The organism is Neisseria sp. CCUG12390 (genome assembly GCF_047837985.1).
Lineage (GTDB): Bacteria > Pseudomonadota > Gammaproteobacteria > Burkholderiales > Neisseriaceae > Neisseria.
Genome location: NZ_CP181244.1, coordinates 72,211 through 90,676 on the forward strand (window position 1 = coordinate 72,211; position 18,466 = coordinate 90,676).

Genomic DNA, 18,466 nt, shown 5'->3' on the forward strand with positions numbered 1-18,466 from the left:
GAAAAACAGCATCTCAAGCGACGGTTGCGGAAGGCGGGTTTTCCGTTGCCGACGCATCGGGCTGATGGTGCAGGGCTTGGTAACACGGCTCGAGTTGGCGTGCAATCAGGCTGAGCTGCTGCCATAAAATGTGGCTCTGGCTGTCGGCGGTCAAATTGCGCAACGCTTCCAACTCTTGGCGCAGGCGGCTTAAGGCCGTCTGAAAATCTCCGGTGTTTTGCTGCGGCATGTGTTTCAACAGCGCGGCAATCCGGCGGGCAGCCTGATAGAACGCGGCGGTAAATGCGGGGTCGGTTTCCTGCGCCATTTCCTTGCGGTATGCGCCCAGTGCGGAGATGTAGCCGGTGAGTGCGTAATTGGTTTTCAGGAGATTGAAGCCGTCTGAAAGCCGGCTGCCGTATTTGTCCGGCTCGCTGCTCATGTCGGACAGGGTGCTGCTCAGGGCGGTGATGCGTTCGTGGGCTTGGCGGCGCACGGTGCGGTAGTTTACGTCGTCGCCGCCGCCGTGTTGAAGCTGCTCGAGGATTTTTTCCAGATACGCGCCGTTGCCGGAGACGGCCAGCGCGGCGGTGCGGTCGAGCGTGAGGTAACGCCAGTCCGGCCACAGGTAGGACACCGCCGCCCACGCCATCACCGAGCCGATGACGGTGTCGATAATGCGCCACGGCATGGCGGCGTACACGTCGAGTCCGGCCAGGGAAAAGCTGGTTAAGGCCTGAATCGTGATGAAAAAGGTCGAGAAGCTGTATTTGTAGCTGCGGCTCATGAAAAACAGCGTGGTGCTGGCGATGATGATCCACAGCTTGGTTTCCACCGACGGCGTGAAATAGGGCACGAGCGAGCCGACGACCACCCCCAGAATCGTGCCGGCGATACGCTGGTAAACGCGGCTTTTGGTGGCGGAATAGTTGGGCTGGCACACAAACAGCGCGGTCAGCAGAATCCAGTAGCCGAGGTTGAGGTCGAGGATTTCGACCACGGCGCAGGCCACGGCCACCACCAGCGAGAGGCGCACGGCATGGCGGAATACCGCCGATTCCAAATTCAGCTGGCTTTTGACGCTCTGCCAAACGTGTTTCAAACCGTTGTGGCTTTCCAGCGCGGCGATGCGTGTGGCATCCGATTCTCCCTCGAGCGCGGCGAGGTTGTCGCTGTTTTCCAGCTGCTTGAGTTGGTGGTCGACGCTGCTTAAATTGTTGAGCAGGCGGCGGATATTGTGCACTTCGCGGCTGTCGGGGTGGCCGTCTGAAAAAAGCTGGAGCGACTGGCGGCAGCCTTCCATCGCGCGTCCCAAGCGTTTGCTGTAACGGTAGTCTTTGCCGCTGCGCAAGGCACCGGCCACGTTGCGGCAAGCCTGCCCCTGCATTTCCAAAAGGCGGTGGATGCGGAAAATCAGGTCGGTGTTTTTCAGCCTGTCGGCCAATTCGATGTAATCGACGTGGGCGGAGCTGATGCGTTCGTGGATGTCTTGCGCGGTGAAGTAATAGCGCAGCATACGGGCGGTGCGCGGGTGGCGGTGCTGGCCGCGCATCCGGTAAAACAGGGCGGCGCGGCATTGGTTGAACGCGGCGATCACGCCGGTGTTGCGCATGGCCAGGTCGATTTGGCGGTTGCCCAGCCAGGCGGCTTCGTCGGGGTCGAAAAAGTCGGCTTTGGCATCGAAATAGTCGCCCAGGCTCTCATATGCATCCGCCACGCGTTCCTGCACGGGGCGGTGCGGAAACATCATTTGGAAAACCAGCGTGCAGGTGCTGTATAGAACCGTACCCAGCAGAATCATCACGGGATTGGTCAGCCAAAAGGTTTCCGGCGTGTAGGTCAGCGAGGTGTAGGTCGCCACCGCCAGCGAACCGAAGGCAAAGGTGCGGTAGCGTTGGCCGACCGCCCCCAAGAGCGTGAAGAAAAACGTCATCGCCGTCATCGCGGCGATAAACGGCCAACCCGTGCCGAGCGTGAGTTGCGCCGTCAGCGAAGCAACCGTAAACAAAACCACCGTAATCACGATGTTTTTCAGACGACCTGTCAGCCGGTTGTCCAAATCGACCAGGCCGCCGGCGATAATCCCCAATACAAAAGGCATGGCGAGCGCGGGTTTGCCGATGTACCAAACACTGGTGGCGGCGATGAACACGCTGGCGAATACGGGCAGCGAAGTCATAATCAGGGGCTTGAGCGGCGGGGTTCTCATGATAAAGACATAGGAAAAATAAAGGGAATTTTAGCAGGAATCGGCAGGCTGCATCGGAACGGCGGACAAAAAAAATCCCGAACGGATTCGGGACAGGCAGGCAAGGGAGTGAAACCTGCCTAATTAAAGGTGTGTGTTTGAGCGAAGGATTATAGATAAAACCCTTTCTGAAACCAATTCGTGACGGGAAACGCAATATTAACCGACAGGAAAACGAGAGGCCGGGACTTTGCAAAACTCAATTTAAACCAAAATCTATTCCCTTCATTAGCTGCGCAAGTCCGCTGCGCTTCCCCCGAGCAGGCGGGAATCCGGGATTTTAACTCACTGTCATTCATAAATATGTCAGAAGCCGACGAGTCCGGATTCCCGCCTGCGCGCACTACTGCCCAAAATAAATCCAAGAGGCCGTCTGAAAACCTGAAAGGCTGATATTTTCAGCATTTTCAGCTTCTGTCTGACTCAAAATCAGCAGTATCTGGGCTGCTGCAACCTGCTTCCTCTCCTGCGCCCGGCGCGGGGGAGGGTTGGGGAGGGGGTGATGTTTCGCAGAAACATTAAAATCTGCTGAAACTCAGGAAAAATGTACTTCTGCGAAGTCTCCCCATCCTGACCTTCCCCCACACCGGGCGCAGGGGAAGGGACAGATTGCAGGAACTTCAAAATTTACTGTCGGAACCGAAGCAGTTTTGCGGAATCAGTGTTTGCTGACTGTCTGATATTTCGAAATTTCATTTTTTACTGAAATATAAAACCTCTGCATTTTGATATTTAATCAAAATTTATTCCGGACAGTAGTGCGCCTGAGCAGGGGTAGCGCAGCTCATGACGGATTCAAGATTTTTGAATATTTTCGGGTTTTGCAAAGTATCAGGCCGTCTGAAAACCTTTGGTTTTCAGACGGCCTGATACTTTTACGCACACGCAATTACATCAAATTCAAATCGCTGATGCGGTCGTAGAGTCGGTCGGGTTCGTTGCCTTCTTCGTGCAATTGGACGCGCAAACGCAGGTCGTTGGCGGAATCGGCTTGGCGCAGGGCTTCGTCGTATTCGATTTGGCCTTGGATATAGAGCTTGAACAGGTGCTGGTCGAAGGTTTGCATGCCGTCGCCCGAAGCGCGATCCATCAGGGAGCGGATTTCCATCAGCTCTCCTCTGAAAATCAAGTCCTGCATGGCGGGCGTATTCAGCAGCAAATCGATGGCCGCGGTACGCTGGCTGCGGTTTTTCTTAATGGCCAAACGCTGGCCGATGATGCCGGTCAGGTTCAGGGCCAAATCCATCAGCACCTGTTTGTGCCGCTCTTCCGGATAGAAGTTGACGATGCGCTCGACGGTTTGCGATGCGCTGTTGGCATGGATGGTGAACACGCACAAGTGGCCGGTCTGCGCCAGCTGCATGGCGTATTCCATGCTTTCCGCGCTGCGAACCTCACCGATACACACTACGTCGGGTGCTTGGCGCATGGCGTTTTGGATGGCGGTTTTCCAGTCGGCCGTGTCGATGCCGACTTCGCGCTGGGTGAAAATGCAGCGGCGCGGTTTGTAGATAAACTCAATCGGGTCTTCGATGGTCACGACGTGGCCGGGCACTTTGTTGTTGCGGTAATTGAGCATCGAAGCCATCGTGGTCGATTTGCCCGAACCGGTCGGGCCGGCCAGAATCAGCAGGCCGCGCGGCGCGAGTGCCAGTTCTTTGACTTTTTCCGGCAAACCCAACACCTGCATCTCGGGGATTTCCTGATTGATGCGGCGCAACACCAGACCGACGCGGCCTTGTTCGCGGTAGGCGTTGACGCGGTAACGCGTGTTGCTGCGCGACTGCACCGAATAGTTCAGCTCCCAGTCGCGGTTGAAGGCTTCGAGCTGTTCGGGGTTCATGGTGGATTCGACGATTTGCGCGGTTTCTTCGCCGGTCAGGGCTTTGTGCGGAACAGGGGTCAGCACGCCGCTGACTTTCATCGACGGCGGAAAACCGGCGCTGATGAAAATATCGGAAGCCTTGCGGTTTTCCGCTTCGAGGCACATGCGGTCGAGCAGGGGGTGCAGGTGCGTGCCGATTTCGGCCGGCGTCGGGATGTGCGGGGCTTGGTTTTTCTGCGAATACGCCTGCACCATTTCGGAAAGCAGGTCGTGCAGGGGATTGGTCATGTCGCTCATGTTTTTTCCGTTGTCAGGTTTTCAGACGGCCTGTGCATGAAAAAAAGCCGTCTGAAAGAATCAATCAAATAATCATGGTTTCGCTGTTTTGCGCTTTGCTGCGGGCGGCTTCGTGGCTGATGGTGCCTTGGCGCAACAGGTTTTGCAGGGCTTGGTCGAGCGTCTGCATGCCGTGGGAATGGCCGGTTTGCAGCGCGGATTGGATTTGGGCGATTTTGTTTTCGCGGATCAGGTTGCGCACGGCAGGGGTGGAAATCAAGATTTCGTGCGCCGCCACGCGGCCGTTGCCGTCGCGCGTTTTCAGAAGCGTTTGCGAAATCACGGCGCGCAGGGATTCCGACAGCATCGAGCGCACCATTTCTTTTTCGCCGGCGGGGAACACGTCCACGATACGGTCGATGGTTTTGGCCGCGCCGGTGGTGTGCAGCGTGCCGAATACCAAGTGGCCGGTTTCGGCGGCGGTCAGAGCCAGGCTGATGGTTTCGGGGTCGCGCATCTCACCGATCAGAATCACGTCGGGGTCTTCACGCAGGGCGGAGCGCAGCGCGTTGTGGAAGCTGTGGGTGTGCTGGTGCAGTTCGCGCTGGTTGACCAGGGCTTTTTTGCTTTGGTGGACAAACTCGATCGGGTCTTCGATGGTCAGGATATGCGCGGGCTGGGTTTCGTTGATGTAGTTGATCATCGCCGCCAAGGTGGTCGATTTACCCGAACCGGTCGGGCCGGTTACCAAGACCAAACCGCGCGGATTGTCGGCGATTTTTTGGAAAATGCGCGGCGCACGCAATTCTTCCAGCGTCAAAACGGTACTGGGAATGGTACGGAACACGGCAGCCGGGCCGCGCTCGGTGGTAAACGCGTTCACACGGAAACGCGCGACATTGGGCAGCTCGAACGAGAAATCGACTTCCATGTCCTGCTGGTAGAGTTTGCGCTGGTGGTCGTTCATCACCGAAGTCACCATCGTGCCGACTTCTTCGGCGTTCATTTCGGGCAGGTTGATGCGGCGGATGTCGCCGTGGACGCGAATCATCGGAGACATTTCCGAGCTCAAGTGAAGGTCGGACGCTTTGTTTTTCACGCCGAACGCCAGTAAGTCTGTAATCTGCATAATGTGGCCTTATTTGGTTTAGAATAGTAAATCTGTTTATTTTAAATACATAATATCGTTCAACCAAGTAAATTTTACAAAAAGGCCGCAAATGGGCGGATAAAGGAAAGAATCATGTCGCGATTGCAACAAAATCATCAAACCGTTTCGGCAGACATCGCCCGAGCCGCAGAAGCCGCAGGCCGTCTGAAAGATTCGGTGAGCTTAGTGGCGGTCAGCAAAACGTTTCCGGCTGCAGACATCCGTGAACTCTACGTCGCCGGACAGCGCGATTTCGGCGAAAACTATATCCAGGAATGGTATGAAAAAACGCAGGCGCTCGCCGATTTGTCCGACATCGTCTGGCACATCATCGGCGACGTGCAGTCGAACAAAACCAAATACGTCGCCGAACGTGCACATTGGCTGCATACCGTAAGCCGTCTGAAAACCGCGCAGCGCATCAGCGCACAAAGGCCGTCTGAAATGCCGCCGCTGCAAGTGTGCATCGAAGTGAACATCGCAGGTGAAGAAGCCAAACACGGCGTGCCGCCCGAAGAGGCAGTGGCGTTGGCAATGGAAGTGGCGAAGCTGCCGAATATCGAAGTGCGCGGTTTGATGTGCGTTGCCAAGGCCGACAGCAGCGACGATGAATTGCGCGAACAGTTTTCCGCCATGCAGCGGCTGTTGGCCGATTTGAACGCGGCGGGCGTGGCAGCCGACGTATTGTCGATGGGCATGTCGGGGGACATGCGGATTGCGGTAGAATGCGGCGCAACCCATGTGCGTATCGGCAGCGCGATTTTCGGACGGCGGGATTACAATAAATGATTCATCTTTATTTCAGACGGCATGGCTGGACAGGCCGTCTGAAAACCCAGCCGGTGATTTTTCAGACGGCCTTAAGGATTGAAACGGTAGATTAAGAGGATTGTCCGTACCACGGCGGTAAAAAGGTATAAACTCCTATTTACATCGGTATGCCGTCTGAAAAATAAGAAAAGATTTTCAGACGACCTCAAACAAATTTGAGATTCGTAGGGTGGGCAAATTGCCCACGCGGTCCAAAAACATCAGGCCGTCTGAAACCGTAGTTCTGAAATTCCGAATGTTCAGACGGCCTCATATATAGAGTATAGAAAGAACAAAATATGAACGTATTCTTCTTGGGCGGCGGTAACATGGCGGCTGCGATTGCCCACGGTTTGGTCAGGCAGGGCGGTTACCGCGTCCATATTGCCAACCGCGGCGCGGAAAAACGCGAACGTTTGGCGAAAGAATTGGGCGTAGCCGTTTCCGAAGCCCTGCCCGAATTGTCGGAAAACGATGTGCTGGTGCTGGCCGTCAAGCCGCAAGACATGGAAGCCGCATGCCGCAACGTGAAGACGGGCGGCGCATTGGTGCTGTCGGTGGCGGCCGGTTTGAGCATCGATACCTTGAGCCGTTATTTGGGCGGTACGCGCCGTATCGTCCGTACCATGCCCAACCTGCCCGGCCAAATCGGTTTGGGCATAACCGGCATGTATGCTGCCGGAGAAACCGGTGAAGCGGATAAACAGACCGCCGACACCATCATGCGTGCCGTCGGTCAAACCGTGTGGCTGAATGATGAAGCGCAAATGCACGCGGTTACCGGTATCAGCGGCAGCGGCAGCGGCTATGTGTTTTACCTGCTCGATGCCTTGCAACAGGCGGCGTTGGCGCAAGGCTTTGATGCCGAACAGGCCAGAAGCCTGACTTTGGCAACGTTCAAAGGTGCGGTGATGTTGGCCGAACAAAGCGGCGCGCCGTTTGCCGATTTGCAGCAAAGCGTGATGTCTAAGGGCGGTACGACCGTTGAGGCGTTGGAGGTTTTCCGGCAGTGCGCCGTTGCCGAATCCATCGGTCAAGGCGTGGCAGCCTGTGTCGCGCGTTCGCAGGATATCTCTGCGCAATTCGAGGCCGTCTGAAAATGCGTGGCGACTTATTATTACTCTTGGCCGACGGCTTAGTGATCCTGTGTCTGACGCGTTGTGTGTTGCAGTGGGCAAAGCTGGATAACCGCCATCCGTTGATGCGTTTCTGTATCCAGATGACCGACTGGCTTGTCAGGCCGTTGCATAAAATTTCCCCGTCATACGGAAAATGGGATGTTGCCTGTGTTTTAGCCGGATTGATACTTTATTATGTTGTATTTATGCTTATTGCATTTATTGGATCACCTTCGGGATTCGGTGCAAAATGGATCGCCGCCAATTTTTTATTTGCGCTTTTAAACACATTGAAAGCTGCAGCCTATGTATTGCTGATGGGGTTGGTTATCAGGATGGTCAGCAGTTTCAGCCGTCCTTATTCGGAATTATCGGTTATCATGCAGCGCATATTTGAACCATTATTGCGCCCGTTTGCTTTTTTGCGCATTGGAAGAATCGATTTTTCAGGAAGCGTGCTGGTGTTGATGTTGTGGTTCTGGCTGAGCTACTTACTACCTGTACTCATCAGCCGATTGAATCTCTGGCTGCTGTAAAAGCCCTCCGGAAAGAAAGAAAATACTTCCGGCGAAGCATGTTAAGAGAAATGAAAAAAAGTGCAAATCAGAATGTAAACTGTAGCGGTAAAATCAAAACATGTTATGATTCCGCGGTCTTAAAGGCATAAATACAAAGAAATCAAATAATAAACTAACTTTGGTAACATTTCCCCAACTAAAACAGAGTGAAAGAAATTATTATGGCTAAGCTGACAGAGCAAGACATCTTAAACTGGAATGGTCCGGAAACAGACTACATGAATGCCGACCATCTTGCGTTTTTCCGAGAATTACTCGTCAAAATGCAAGATGAGCTGATTCAAAACGCCACCGCCACCGCCGGTCACCTTCAAGAGCACGAGTCTGCTCCCGATCCCGCAGATCGCGCCACACAGGAAGAAGAATATGCCTTGGAACTGCGTACACGCGACCGTGAGCGCAAACTGTTGGCCAAAGTACAAGCCACGCTGCGCAGTATTGACGAGGGTGATTACGGTTATTGTGCCGATACCGGCGAGCCAATCGGTTTGAAACGTTTATTGGCGCGTCCTACCGCCACTTTGTCGGTTGAGGCGCAAGAACGTCGCGAACGAATGAAAAAACAATTTGCGGATTAATTGAATCCGAATAATAAAATAACAGGCCGTCTGAAAAAAACATTTCAGACGGCCTTTGGTATATTTGGCCTTTGGTATTTTCATTGCATGTTGGTTTGTGCGGTTGGTTTGAGGTTGCGGTGATTTTGTAAAAATAAATCTTTTGTAAAACAGCTGGTTGCTATTTTTTGGTTGGGATTCTGTTTTCAGGTATTGACGGTTGTAAGGGGAGAGGGGTATAGTTCGGTTTCTTCGCTGCTGACGCAGCAGGAAACGCTCTTTAACAAACAGATTACCGATAAGTGTGAGTGCGGTAAGCCTCACACTGCGACAAAAACAGACAAGATGTAGATGATATCTATTCTTTGTCGGTTTCTTTGAAGCAGACCAGAAGTTAAAAAGTTAGAGATTGAACATAAGAGTTTGATCCTGGCTCAGATTGAACGCTGGCGGCATGCTTTACACATGCAAGTCGAACGGCAGCACGGAAGAGCTTGCTCTTTTGGTGGCGAGTGGCGAACGGGTGAGTAACATATCGGAACGTACCGGATAGTGGGGGATAACTAATCGAAAGATTAGCTAATACCGCATATACTCTGAGGAGGAAAGCAGGGGACCTTCGGGCCTTGCGCTATCTGAGCGGCCGATATCTGATTAGCTGGTTGGTGGGGTAAAGGCCTACCAAGGCGACGATCAGTAGCGGGTCTGAGAGGATGATCCGCCACACTGGGACTGAGACACGGCCCAGACTCCTACGGGAGGCAGCAGTGGGGAATTTTGGACAATGGGGGGAACCCTGATCCAGCCATGCCGCGTGTCTGAAGAAGGCCTTCGGGTTGTAAAGGACTTTTGTCAGGGAAGAAAAGGCATTTGCTAATATCGAATGCTGATGACGGTACCTGAAGAATAAGCACCGGCTAACTACGTGCCAGCAGCCGCGGTAATACGTAGGGTGCGAGCGTTAATCGGAATTACTGGGCGTAAAGCGAGCGCAGACGGTTACTTAAGCAAGATGTGAAATCCCCGGGCTTAACCTGGGAACTGCGTTTTGAACTGGGTAGCTAGAGTATGTCAGAGGGGGGTAGAATTCCACGTGTAGCAGTGAAATGCGTAGAGATGTGGAGGAATACCGATGGCGAAGGCAGCCCCCTGGGATAATACTGACGTTCATGCTCGAAAGCGTGGGTAGCAAACAGGATTAGATACCCTGGTAGTCCACGCCCTAAACGATGTCAATTAGCTGTTGGGCAACTTGATTGCTTAGTAGCGTAGCTAACGCGTGAAATTGACCGCCTGGGGAGTACGGTCGCAAGATTAAAACTCAAAGGAATTGACGGGGACCCGCACAAGCGGTGGATGATGTGGATTAATTCGATGCAACGCGAAGAACCTTACCTGGTCTTGACATGTACGGAATTCTCCAGAGACGGAGGAGTGCCTTCGGGAGCCGTAACACAGGTGCTGCATGGCTGTCGTCAGCTCGTGTCGTGAGATGTTGGGTTAAGTCCCGCAACGAGCGCAACCCTTGTCATTAGTTGCCATCATTAAGTTGGGCACTTTAATGAGACTGCCGGTGACAAGCCGGAGGAAGGTGGGGATGACGTCAAGTCCTCATGGCCCTTATGACCAGGGCTTCACACGTCATACAATGGTCGGTACAGAGGGTAGCCAAGCCGCGAGGCGGAGCCAATCTCACAAAACCGATCGTAGTCCGGATTGCACTCTGCAACTCGAGTGCATGAAGTCGGAATCGCTAGTAATCGCAGGTCAGCATACTGCGGTGAATACGTTCCCGGGTCTTGTACACACCGCCCGTCACACCATGGGAGTGGGGGATACCAGAAGTAGGTAGGATAACCGTAAGGAGTCCGCTTACCACGGTATGCTTCATGACTGGGGTGAAGTCGTAACAAGGTAGCCGTAGGGGAACCTGCGGCTGGATCACCTCCTTTCTAGAGAAAAGAAGAGGTTTGTCGCATTCACACTTATCGGTAAACTGTAGAAGATGCAAAGATATGAAGGAGAAGAGGTATATCAAATTCTCCGACATAACGACCTTGGGTTTGTAGCTCAGCTGGTTAGAGCACACGCTTGATAAGCGTGGGGTCGGAGGTTCAAGTCCTCCCAGACCCACCACAACTCATACTGGGGGCATAGCTCAGTTGGTAGAGCACCTGCTTTGCAAGCAGGGGGTCATCGGTTCGATCCCGTTTGCCTCCACCAAAATACTTTACAAATCAAAGTAAGCTGCTATAGAATGCGCAGCTCATTTTAATTTGCGAAGTAGCCAAAACGAAACGCATCGATCTTTAACAAATTGGAAAGCCGAAATCAACAAACAAAGACAATGTTGATTGAATCTGAATTTGGTGCATTGCAATGTGTCGAATTTGAAAACGGTTTAGGCCGTCTGAAAAAGATTCAGTCACAGTATTTGGGTGATGATTGTATCAAGATATTTTCTGAAAGACAAAAGGCAGAGAATATCACACAACAAGCAGTAAGCTTTATCAAAGTAGGAATATCTAGCCGACTTACTAGTCAACGGTAAGGAAGCCAAGTCAAAGAGGTTCTTGAAATGATAGAGTCAAGTGAATAAGTGCATCAGGTGGATGCCTTGGCGATGATAGGCGACGAAGGACGTGTAAGCCTGCGAAAAGCATCGGGGAGCTGGCAATAAAGCTTTGATCCGGTGATGTCCGAATGGGGAAACCCACTGCATTCAGTGCAGTATCCCAAACTGAATCCATAGGTTTGGAGAAGCAAACCCGGAGAACTGAACCATCTAAGTACCCGGAGGAAAAGAAATCAACCGAGATTCCGCAAGTAGTGGCGAGCGAACGCGGAGGAGCCTGTATATAATAGCCGTTGAGATAGAAGAACGACCTGGGAAGGTTGACCATAGTGGGTGATAGTCCCGTATTCGAAATTTCATCGGTGGTACTAAGTATACGACAAGTAGGGCGGGACACGTGAAATCCTGTCTGAATATGGGGGGACCATCCTCCAAGGCTAAATACTCATCATCGACCGATAGTGAACCAGTACCGTGAGGGAAAGGCGAAAAGAACCCCGGGAGGGGAGTGAAACAGAACCTGAAACCTGATGCATACAAACAGTGGGAGCGGACATGTTCCGTGACTGCGTACCTTTTGTATAATGGGTCAACGACTTACGTTCAGTAGCGAGCTTAACCGGATAGGGGAGGCGTAGGGAAACCGAGTCTTAATAGGGCGAAGAGTTGCTGGGCGTAGACCCGAAACCGAGTGATCTATCCATGGCCAGGTTGAAGGTGCCGTAACAGGTACTGGAGGACCGAACCCACGCATGTTGCAAAATGCGGGGATGAGCTGTGGATAGGGGTGAAAGGCTAAACAAACTCGGAGATAGCTGGTTCTCCCCGAAAACTATTTAGGTAGTGCCTCGAGTATGAGACTGATGGGGGTAAAGCACTGTTATGGCTAGGGGGTTATTGCAACTTACCAACCCATGGCAAACTAAGAATACCATCAAGTTGCTCCTCGGGAGACAGACAGCGGGTGCTAACGTCCGTTGTCAAGAGGGAAACAACCCAGACCGCCAGCTAAGGTCCCAAATGACAGATTAAGTGGTAAACGAAGTGGGAAGGCCCAGACAGCCAGGATGTTGGCTTAGAAGCAGCCATCATTTAAAGAAAGCGTAATAGCTCACTGGTCGAGTCGTCCTGCGCGGAAGATGTAACGGGGCTCAAATCTGTAACCGAAGCTGCGGATGCCGCAAGGCATGGTAGGGGAGCGTTCTGTAGGCCGAAGAAGGTGCATTGAGAAGTGTGCTGGAGGTATCAGAAGTGCGAATGTTGACATGAGTAGCGATAAAGCGGGTGAAAAGCCCGCTCGCCGAAAGCCCAAGGTTTCCTACGCAACGTTCATCGGCGTAGGGTGAGTCGGCCCCTAAGGCGAGGCAGAAATGCGTAGTCGATGGGAAACGGGTTAATATTCCCGTACTTTGATTCAATGCGATGTGGGGACGGAGAAGGTTAGGTTAGCAAACTGTTGGAATAGTTTGTTTAAGCCGGTAGGTGGAGGACTTAGGCAAATCCGGGTCTTCTTAACACCGAGAAGTGACGACGAGTGTCTACGGACACGAAGTAACCGATACCACGCTTCCAGGAAAAGCCACTAAGCTTCAGTTGAATCAGAACCGTACCGCAAACCGACACAGGTGGGCAGGATGAGAATTCTAAGGCGCTTGAGAGAACTCGGGAGAAGGAACTCGGCAAATTGATACCGTAACTTCGGGAGAAGGTATGCCCTTCGATGTTAAGCCTTTACGGTGTAAGCATTGGAGGGTCGCAGAGAATCGGTGGCTGCGACTGTTTATTAAAAACACAGCACTCTGCTAACACGAAAGTGGACGTATAGGGTGTGACGCCTGCCCGGTGCTGGAAGGTTAATTGAAGATGTGAGAGCATCGGATCGAAGCCCCAGTAAACGGCGGCCGTAACTATAACGGTCCTAAGGTAGCGAAATTCCTTGTCGGGTAAGTTCCGACCCGCACGAATGGCGTAACGATGGCCACACTGTCTCCTCCCGAGACTCAGCGAAGTTGAAGTGGTTGTGAAGATGCAATCTACCCGCTGCTAGACGGAAAGACCCCGTGAACCTTTACTGTAGCTTTGCATTGGACTTTGAAGTCACTTGTGTAGGATAGGTGGGAGGCTTAGAAGCAGAAACGCCAGTTTCTGTGGAGCCGTCCTTGAAATACCACCCTGGTGACTTTGAGGTTCTAACCCAGACCCGTAATCCGGGTCGGGGACCGTGCATGGTAGGCAGTTTGACTGGGGCGGTCTCCTCCCAAAGAGTAACGGAGGAGTTCGAAGGTTACCTAGGTCCGGTCGGAAATCGGACTGATAGTGCAATGGCAAAAGGTAGCTTAACTGCGAGACCGACAAGTCGAGCAGGTGCGAAAGCAGGACATAGTGATCCGGTGGTTCTGTATGGAAGGGCCATCGCTCAACGGATAAAAGGTACTCCGGGGATAACAGGCTGATTCCGCCCAAGAGTTCATATCGACGGCGGAGTTTGGCACCTCGATGTCGGCTCATCACATCCTGGGGCTGTAGTCGGTCCCAAGGGTATGGCTGTTCGCCATTTAAAGTGGTACGTGAGCTGGGTTTAAAACGTCGTGAGACAGTTTGGTCCCTATCTGCAGTGGGCGTTGGAAGTTTGACGGGGGCTGCTCCTAGTACGAGAGGACCGGAGTGGACGAACCTCTGGTGTACCGGTTGTGACGCCAGTCGCATTGCCGGGTAGCTAAGTTCGGAAGAGATAAGCGCTGAAAGCATCTAAGCGCGAAACTCGCCTGAAGATGAGACTTCCCTTGCGGTTTAACCGCACTAAAGAGTCGTTCGAGACCAGGACGTTGATAGGTCGGGTGTGGAAGCGCGGTAACGCGTGCAGCTAACCGATACTAATTGCTCGTGAGGCTTGACTCTATCATTTGAAGAATTTCAAAGATAAAAGCTTACTGATGATACATTCATTACCGAAAAGTTGATAAAGAATAAATAAGTGCAGTAGACTGCATAACGGCTGACCGATTTGTACAGTTTAAGTTTGGCGGCCATAGCGAGTTGGTCCCACGCCTTCCCATCCCGAACAGGACCGTGAAACGACTCAGCGCCGATGATAGTGTGGTTCTTCCATGCGAAAGTAGGTCACTGCCAAACACCCATTAAGAAAGCCCCTGACAGAATTCAGGGGCTTTTACTTTGTTCGGAGAGAAGAGCGGATGGGAAACAGCAAATAACGGTTGTAAATAATAGTATCTGTGCATATAATATCAACCGTAACGAATAACCAAAGGATAACGTTTTATGCACAGTACTTTGAAAAAGATCTTCTTCTACGGGTTGGCAACGCTGGCAGCATCGGTCAGCAGTGCTGCGGTGAACATCAATACGGCTTCGGAGAGCGAGCTGACGGCTTTACCGGGTGTGGGGCCTGCGAAAGCGAAGGCGATAGTGGCGTACCGCAAACAGCATGGGAATTTTAAGACGGTTGACGAGTTGAAAAACGTGAAGGGGATAGGGGAAGGGATCTTCTCGAAGCTGAGGAATGAGGCGACGGTTGCGGCGCCGGTGAAGAAGGCTGCGCAGCCTGCCGTGAAAAAGTAGGGGGGATGCCGGACAGAGTCTCGGGGCCGGCATGGATTGAGAAAGAAGTATCAGCCGAGACCTTGCAAAACCCGCGCCCCGCAATAAAAAAAGCCTGCTTAGGTGACTAAGCAGGCTTTTTTTAAGATTAAATACAGCTTAGTTGCCTGTCATCCCTTAGGGACTGGAACATACTTTTCCCCTTTTTAGGCAGCTGGAGAAACACGGAACCTGTCGGCAGGTTCCGGCAGGTTGATCCAATTGCTTTTATGATGACTGTGCAGTCACTTTCAATAAACCGGAATAAGCCGTACGGTGATGGCAGAATTTACGGTGCAACAACCAAAGCTCTGCTCCACCGAATGACGGATTTTTAACAGGCAGGTTTTATGGGCAGTTTCTTTTTGCCTGACGGACGATTGCGGTGTGAGTTAGGCCATAGTGCCACTTTTCAAACCCTGCACTTCCAAATGATGCTGTTTTTTCGCACGGTTATAGCTTTTATCTTCATAGACTTATAGTGACGTCGTGCGATAAAGACACCAAATATCCGCATGCATGGGTATTGGTGGCGCAGATGTATAGTTCCCGATATAGCTTACTTACAGCATTGGTGTGTGTATTGTTCGTAACACGGTTTGTAGCGGAATGGGTTATTTAGCGTGATCTCTGCGTGGATTTGTCTGCTTGCATCTATATTTCAACAGCCTGATGTTATTTGTCGTCGGAATTATGGTGTTGACAATCGAAGTATGTACTTTATCTCTTATTAAGCCTTTCCAGTCAGTTTGCGAGTTACTCGGATTTGGCCGCGGGATCAAAACGTTACTTGTACCAACCGGATTCGGTAGCGGCATCGGAGCTGTTTCGTGCATCAAAACGGCAAGACAGGTTAAAACAGATGCGGATAATGAGGCTGTAAAGTCAGTCTGATAACGTTGATTTGCTGTTTGAGCAGTGTGTTTAAAATTAAATATGGCAGCCATAGACTCACTGGATCGGTATATCGGATGTGTAATAATGCCTCATGGCCTAATTGGAATAAAATTTTAAATTTAAAACAATATTATATATTTATAAAATCAAATAAAATAAAATATTGGATTTTTGAAATAAAATTCTAAAAATATAATTTTAATACTTGTTTAGTTTCCGTAAAAAAGGTAAGCTATACACACTTAATGAATAAATAATGGAACAGAAAGTTGAATGTGATGAATCAGCCACGCCAAACAGATGATGTAAGAATTAAAGCCGTAACCGAATTGCTGCCTCCGATTGCGCATCTGTATGAATTACCGATTAGCGCAGCAGCTGCAGAATTGGTGCACCAGACCCGCCATGAAATTGCCGACTTAGTCCACGGTAGAGATAACCGTTTATTGGTCATTATCGGTCCCTGCTCAATTCATGACCCCAAAGCCGCATTGGAATACGCAGAGCGTTTACTTCCTTTGCGTAAAAAATATGAAAAAGAGTTATTGATTGTAATGCGGGTTTATTTTGAAAAACCCCGTACGACTGTCGGTTGGAAAGGTTTGATTAATGACCCGCATTTAGACGGCACATTCGATATCAACTACGGCCTGCGTCAGGCACGCAGTTTATTGTTGACTTTAAACAATATGGGTATGCCGGCCTCTACCGAATTTTTGGATATGATTACGCCGCAATATTATGCCGACCTGATTTCATGGGGAGCGATTGGCGCACGTACGACCGAGAGCCAAGTTCACCGTGAGTTATCCAGCGGTTTGTCTTGCCCGGTGGGTTTTAAAAACGGTACCGACGGCAATCTGAAAATTGCGATTGATGCCATTGGTGCGGCAAGCCATCCGCATCACTTTCTGTCTGTTACCAAAACAGGCCATTCTGCCATTGTGCATACTGCCGGCAACCCGGATTGCCACGTGATTTTGCGCGGCGGTAAAGAGCCGAATTACAGCAATGAGCATGTGAAAGCAGCCGCCGAACAATTAGCCAAAGCGGGCCAAACATCCAAAGTCATGATTGATTTCAGTCATGCCAACAGCCGGAAAGACTACAAACGCCAAATGGAAGTTGCGCAAGATGTGGCGCAGCAATTGCGTGATGGTGAAAACAACATCATGGGCGTAATGGTCGAAAGTCACTTGATGGAAGGCCGCCAGGACAAACCGGAAAATTACGGGCAGAGTATTACCGACGCCTGTATCGGCTGGGACAGTACCGAAGAATTATTGGCATTATTGGCAGAAGCAAACCGCTCTCGGGTATAATCCATCAATCTGAATCCATACGGAATATTTCAGACGGCCTTTGTACATTCAAAGGCCGTCTGAAATATTTGCACATTATGAAAAAGCAACTCACGCCACAATTACAAAAAATCCAAAAGCAACTTGACCTTATTTCCGCTGCATTTAAGCAAAACATGGCTTCAGGCAACTATACCCAAGCAGCGGCAGACGCCATGCGGGCGCATAAACTTATTCCTGCCTCCGTTGTTCCTTTAAGCGATGCTGCCACGGCCGCCGTCAAAGCAGGCTCGTTCCAGGATGCCATTGTTTATGCGAAAAAAGCCATTCAGCGCAATGCCGAACACATCAATTCATATGATGCTTTATCCCATGCCTACGGTGGGTTGGGCGATTGGGACAATGCCGCTGTTTACGGTTTAAAAGCCCTGCAATTGCGCGATCGGAAAGTAGCCGCGCAAGCTGCGCCCGATCTACCGCCTGCCGCCCCCAAATCAGACGGCAAAAAAATCATCTCATTTTCATTGTTCGGCAACAGTTCGGCTTATATCGAACCGGCGGTTTTAAATACCGAATTGGCACCGGAAATTTATCCGGGCTGGGTATGCCGATTTTATGTAGATGACAGTGTGCCTGAATCTGCGCTTAAACGCATGGCGCAAAACGGTGCGGAAATCATCCGTGTCAATGGTGAGCAGGCACAATGGCCGGGTACATTATGGCGGTTCCTTGCCATTGATGATCCGGAAGTATCTTATGTGATTTTCCGCGATGCCGATTCCGTGATTGCGCAACGAGAAGCGCAAGCCGTTGCACAATGGATTGCCGGCGGCAAACTGTTCCACACCATCCGTGATGCCGGTACGCATACCGAATTGATTTTGGCCGGATTATGGGGAGCGGTCGGACAGGCCGTTCCCGATATGGCGGGTAAAATCCAAAATTATTTGCAACAACCGTTGGAATCCCGTCATTTTGCCGACCAATTTTTTCTGCGTGACCATATTTGGGCGTATGTGCGTCAAAGCGTACACGGTCATGACCGCATTTTCGGTTTTCACGGTGCACAAAAATTCACCGATACCCAAATGCAGGATTTCGAATACAACCATATCGGTTGTGACGAAGGCTGTTCGCATTTTGAAGCCGCATATCCTTTACCTGACGGAAGTGCTGTGGTTTGGAAACTGTACAGCAAAGTATCCCCCAAGCTGCAGGCCGACGGCAGCATACAGCCTCTGCCGGAAGAACGTTTGATTTGTGCATATGAAACCACCGTTCAAAACGGCAAAATCAGCGGTTATGTTCCGCGTCGGTACAGCAAAGGTTTTGCCCTGGGATGGTCGCGGATGCTGGTTATTCCGTCAGAAAAAACGGCATAGGCACCTTATCTGAACCGAGAGATGTTGTCGGGTAAACATCCATTTTTGTTTGATGTCCGGAAAAGGAGAGGGCGGGTAAGGCCGTCTGAAAATTTTCAGACAAATGTTGTCTGTGAACCGGTTGATTTGATGGGGTTTGCCATTTGGGAATAAAGAGATAAACCTTGCTTGGA

11 protein-coding genes, 2 tRNA genes and 3 rRNA genes are annotated in these 18,466 nt (G+C 51.3%); 13 read left to right on the top strand and 3 right to left on the bottom strand.

All coding sequences use genetic code 11. The annotated features are described in order from the left end of the window. Positions 1-13 precede the first annotated feature (13 nt). The 3 genes from yccS to ACM67E_RS00370 form a co-directional block, all read right to left on the bottom strand. Positions 14-2,188, bottom strand: a complete 2,175-nt coding sequence (gene yccS, locus ACM67E_RS00360) for a YccS family putative transporter (protein WP_416191708.1) — start codon at positions 2,186-2,188, stop codon at positions 14-16. A 928-nt stretch (positions 2,189-3,116) separates the two neighbouring features. Then, a complete protein-coding gene (locus ACM67E_RS00365; RefSeq protein WP_416191709.1) occupies positions 3,117-4,349 on the bottom strand; it encodes a PilT/PilU family type 4a pilus ATPase in 1,233 nt (410 codons plus the stop codon). A gap of 64 nt (positions 4,350-4,413) precedes the next feature. After that, entirely contained in the window at positions 4,414-5,457 is a 1,044-nt protein-coding gene (locus tag ACM67E_RS00370; RefSeq protein WP_416191710.1) for a type IV pilus twitching motility protein PilT, read from the bottom strand. A 114-nt stretch (positions 5,458-5,571) separates the two neighbouring features. Between ACM67E_RS00370 and ACM67E_RS00375 the strand changes: the two genes are divergently transcribed. The 13 genes from ACM67E_RS00375 to ACM67E_RS00435 all read left to right on the top strand — a co-directional run bounded on the left by ACM67E_RS00375 (position 5,572) and on the right by ACM67E_RS00435 (position 18,293). Further along, entirely contained in the window at positions 5,572-6,267 is a 696-nt protein-coding gene (locus ACM67E_RS00375; RefSeq protein WP_416191711.1) for a YggS family pyridoxal phosphate-dependent enzyme, read from the top strand. A 320-nt stretch (positions 6,268-6,587) separates the two neighbouring features. Then, on the top strand, positions 6,588-7,385 hold the full coding sequence (gene proC / locus ACM67E_RS00380; protein ID WP_416191712.1) for a pyrroline-5-carboxylate reductase: 798 nt from the start codon (positions 6,588-6,590) through the stop codon (positions 7,383-7,385). A 2-nt stretch (positions 7,386-7,387) separates the two neighbouring features. Beyond that, positions 7,388-7,942, top strand: a complete 555-nt coding sequence (locus ACM67E_RS00385) for a YggT family protein (RefSeq protein ID WP_416191713.1) — start codon at positions 7,388-7,390, stop codon at positions 7,940-7,942. Positions 7,943-8,145: 203 nt separating this feature from the next. Beyond that, positions 8,146-8,562, top strand: a complete 417-nt coding sequence (gene dksA / locus ACM67E_RS00390; protein ID WP_416191714.1) for an RNA polymerase-binding protein DksA — start codon at positions 8,146-8,148, stop codon at positions 8,560-8,562. 390 nt (positions 8,563-8,952) lie between these two features. Continuing rightward, positions 8,953-10,493, top strand: a 16S ribosomal RNA gene (locus ACM67E_RS00395). Positions 10,494-10,600: 107 nt separating this feature from the next. Beyond that, positions 10,601-10,677 (top strand) — tRNA-Ile (locus ACM67E_RS00400). A gap of 11 nt (positions 10,678-10,688) precedes the next feature. Then, a tRNA-Ala gene (locus ACM67E_RS00405) sits at positions 10,689-10,764 on the top strand. Positions 10,765-10,888: 124 nt separating this feature from the next. Beyond that, complete coding sequence (locus ACM67E_RS00410) at positions 10,889-11,092, top strand: hypothetical protein (protein ID WP_416191715.1); 204 nt, start codon at positions 10,889-10,891, stop codon at positions 11,090-11,092. A gap of 34 nt (positions 11,093-11,126) precedes the next feature. Further along, positions 11,127-14,014, top strand: a 23S ribosomal RNA gene (locus ACM67E_RS00415). Between the two features lie 120 nt (positions 14,015-14,134). Then, positions 14,135-14,248: ribosomal RNA gene (gene rrf, locus ACM67E_RS00420) — 5S ribosomal RNA — on the top strand. Together the 16S, 23S and 5S rRNA genes with 2 tRNA genes alongside form the textbook arrangement of a ribosomal RNA operon. Positions 14,249-14,395: 147 nt before the next feature. After that, entirely contained in the window at positions 14,396-14,695 is a 300-nt protein-coding gene (locus tag ACM67E_RS00425) for a ComEA family DNA-binding protein (RefSeq protein WP_416191716.1), read from the top strand. Positions 14,696-15,888: 1,193 nt separating this feature from the next. Then, positions 15,889-16,932 carry a 3-deoxy-7-phosphoheptulonate synthase AroG gene (gene aroG / locus ACM67E_RS00430; RefSeq protein WP_416191717.1) on the top strand — a complete coding sequence of 348 codons (1,044 nt, stop codon included), beginning with the start codon at positions 15,889-15,891 and terminating at the stop codon, positions 16,930-16,932. Between the two features lie 155 nt (positions 16,933-17,087). Beyond that, positions 17,088-18,293: a tetratricopeptide repeat protein gene (locus tag ACM67E_RS00435; RefSeq protein ID WP_416191718.1), complete on the top strand. Its 1,206-nt coding sequence runs from the start codon at positions 17,088-17,090 to the stop codon at positions 18,291-18,293. Positions 18,294-18,466: the final 173 nt, after the last annotated feature.

Coding starts and splice junctions, on each gene's coding strand:
- yccS (WP_416191708.1), bottom strand. CDS start 2,188: ATGAGAACCCCGCCGCTCAAGCCCCTGATTATGACTTCGCTGCCCGTA.
- ACM67E_RS00365 (WP_416191709.1), bottom strand. CDS start 4,349: ATGAGCGACATGACCAATCCCCTGCACGACCTGCTTTCCGAAATGGTG.
- ACM67E_RS00370 (WP_416191710.1), bottom strand. CDS start 5,457: ATGCAGATTACAGACTTACTGGCGTTCGGCGTGAAAAACAAAGCGTCC.
- ACM67E_RS00375 (WP_416191711.1), top strand. CDS start 5,572: ATGTCGCGATTGCAACAAAATCATCAAACCGTTTCGGCAGACATCGCC.
- proC (WP_416191712.1), top strand. CDS start 6,588: ATGAACGTATTCTTCTTGGGCGGCGGTAACATGGCGGCTGCGATTGCC.
- ACM67E_RS00385 (WP_416191713.1), top strand. CDS start 7,388: ATGCGTGGCGACTTATTATTACTCTTGGCCGACGGCTTAGTGATCCTG.
- dksA (WP_416191714.1), top strand. CDS start 8,146: ATGGCTAAGCTGACAGAGCAAGACATCTTAAACTGGAATGGTCCGGAA.
- ACM67E_RS00410 (WP_416191715.1), top strand. CDS start 10,889: ATGTTGATTGAATCTGAATTTGGTGCATTGCAATGTGTCGAATTTGAA.
- ACM67E_RS00425 (WP_416191716.1), top strand. CDS start 14,396: ATGCACAGTACTTTGAAAAAGATCTTCTTCTACGGGTTGGCAACGCTG.
- aroG (WP_416191717.1), top strand. CDS start 15,889: ATGAATCAGCCACGCCAAACAGATGATGTAAGAATTAAAGCCGTAACC.
- ACM67E_RS00435 (WP_416191718.1), top strand. CDS start 17,088: ATGGCTTCAGGCAACTATACCCAAGCAGCGGCAGACGCCATGCGGGCG.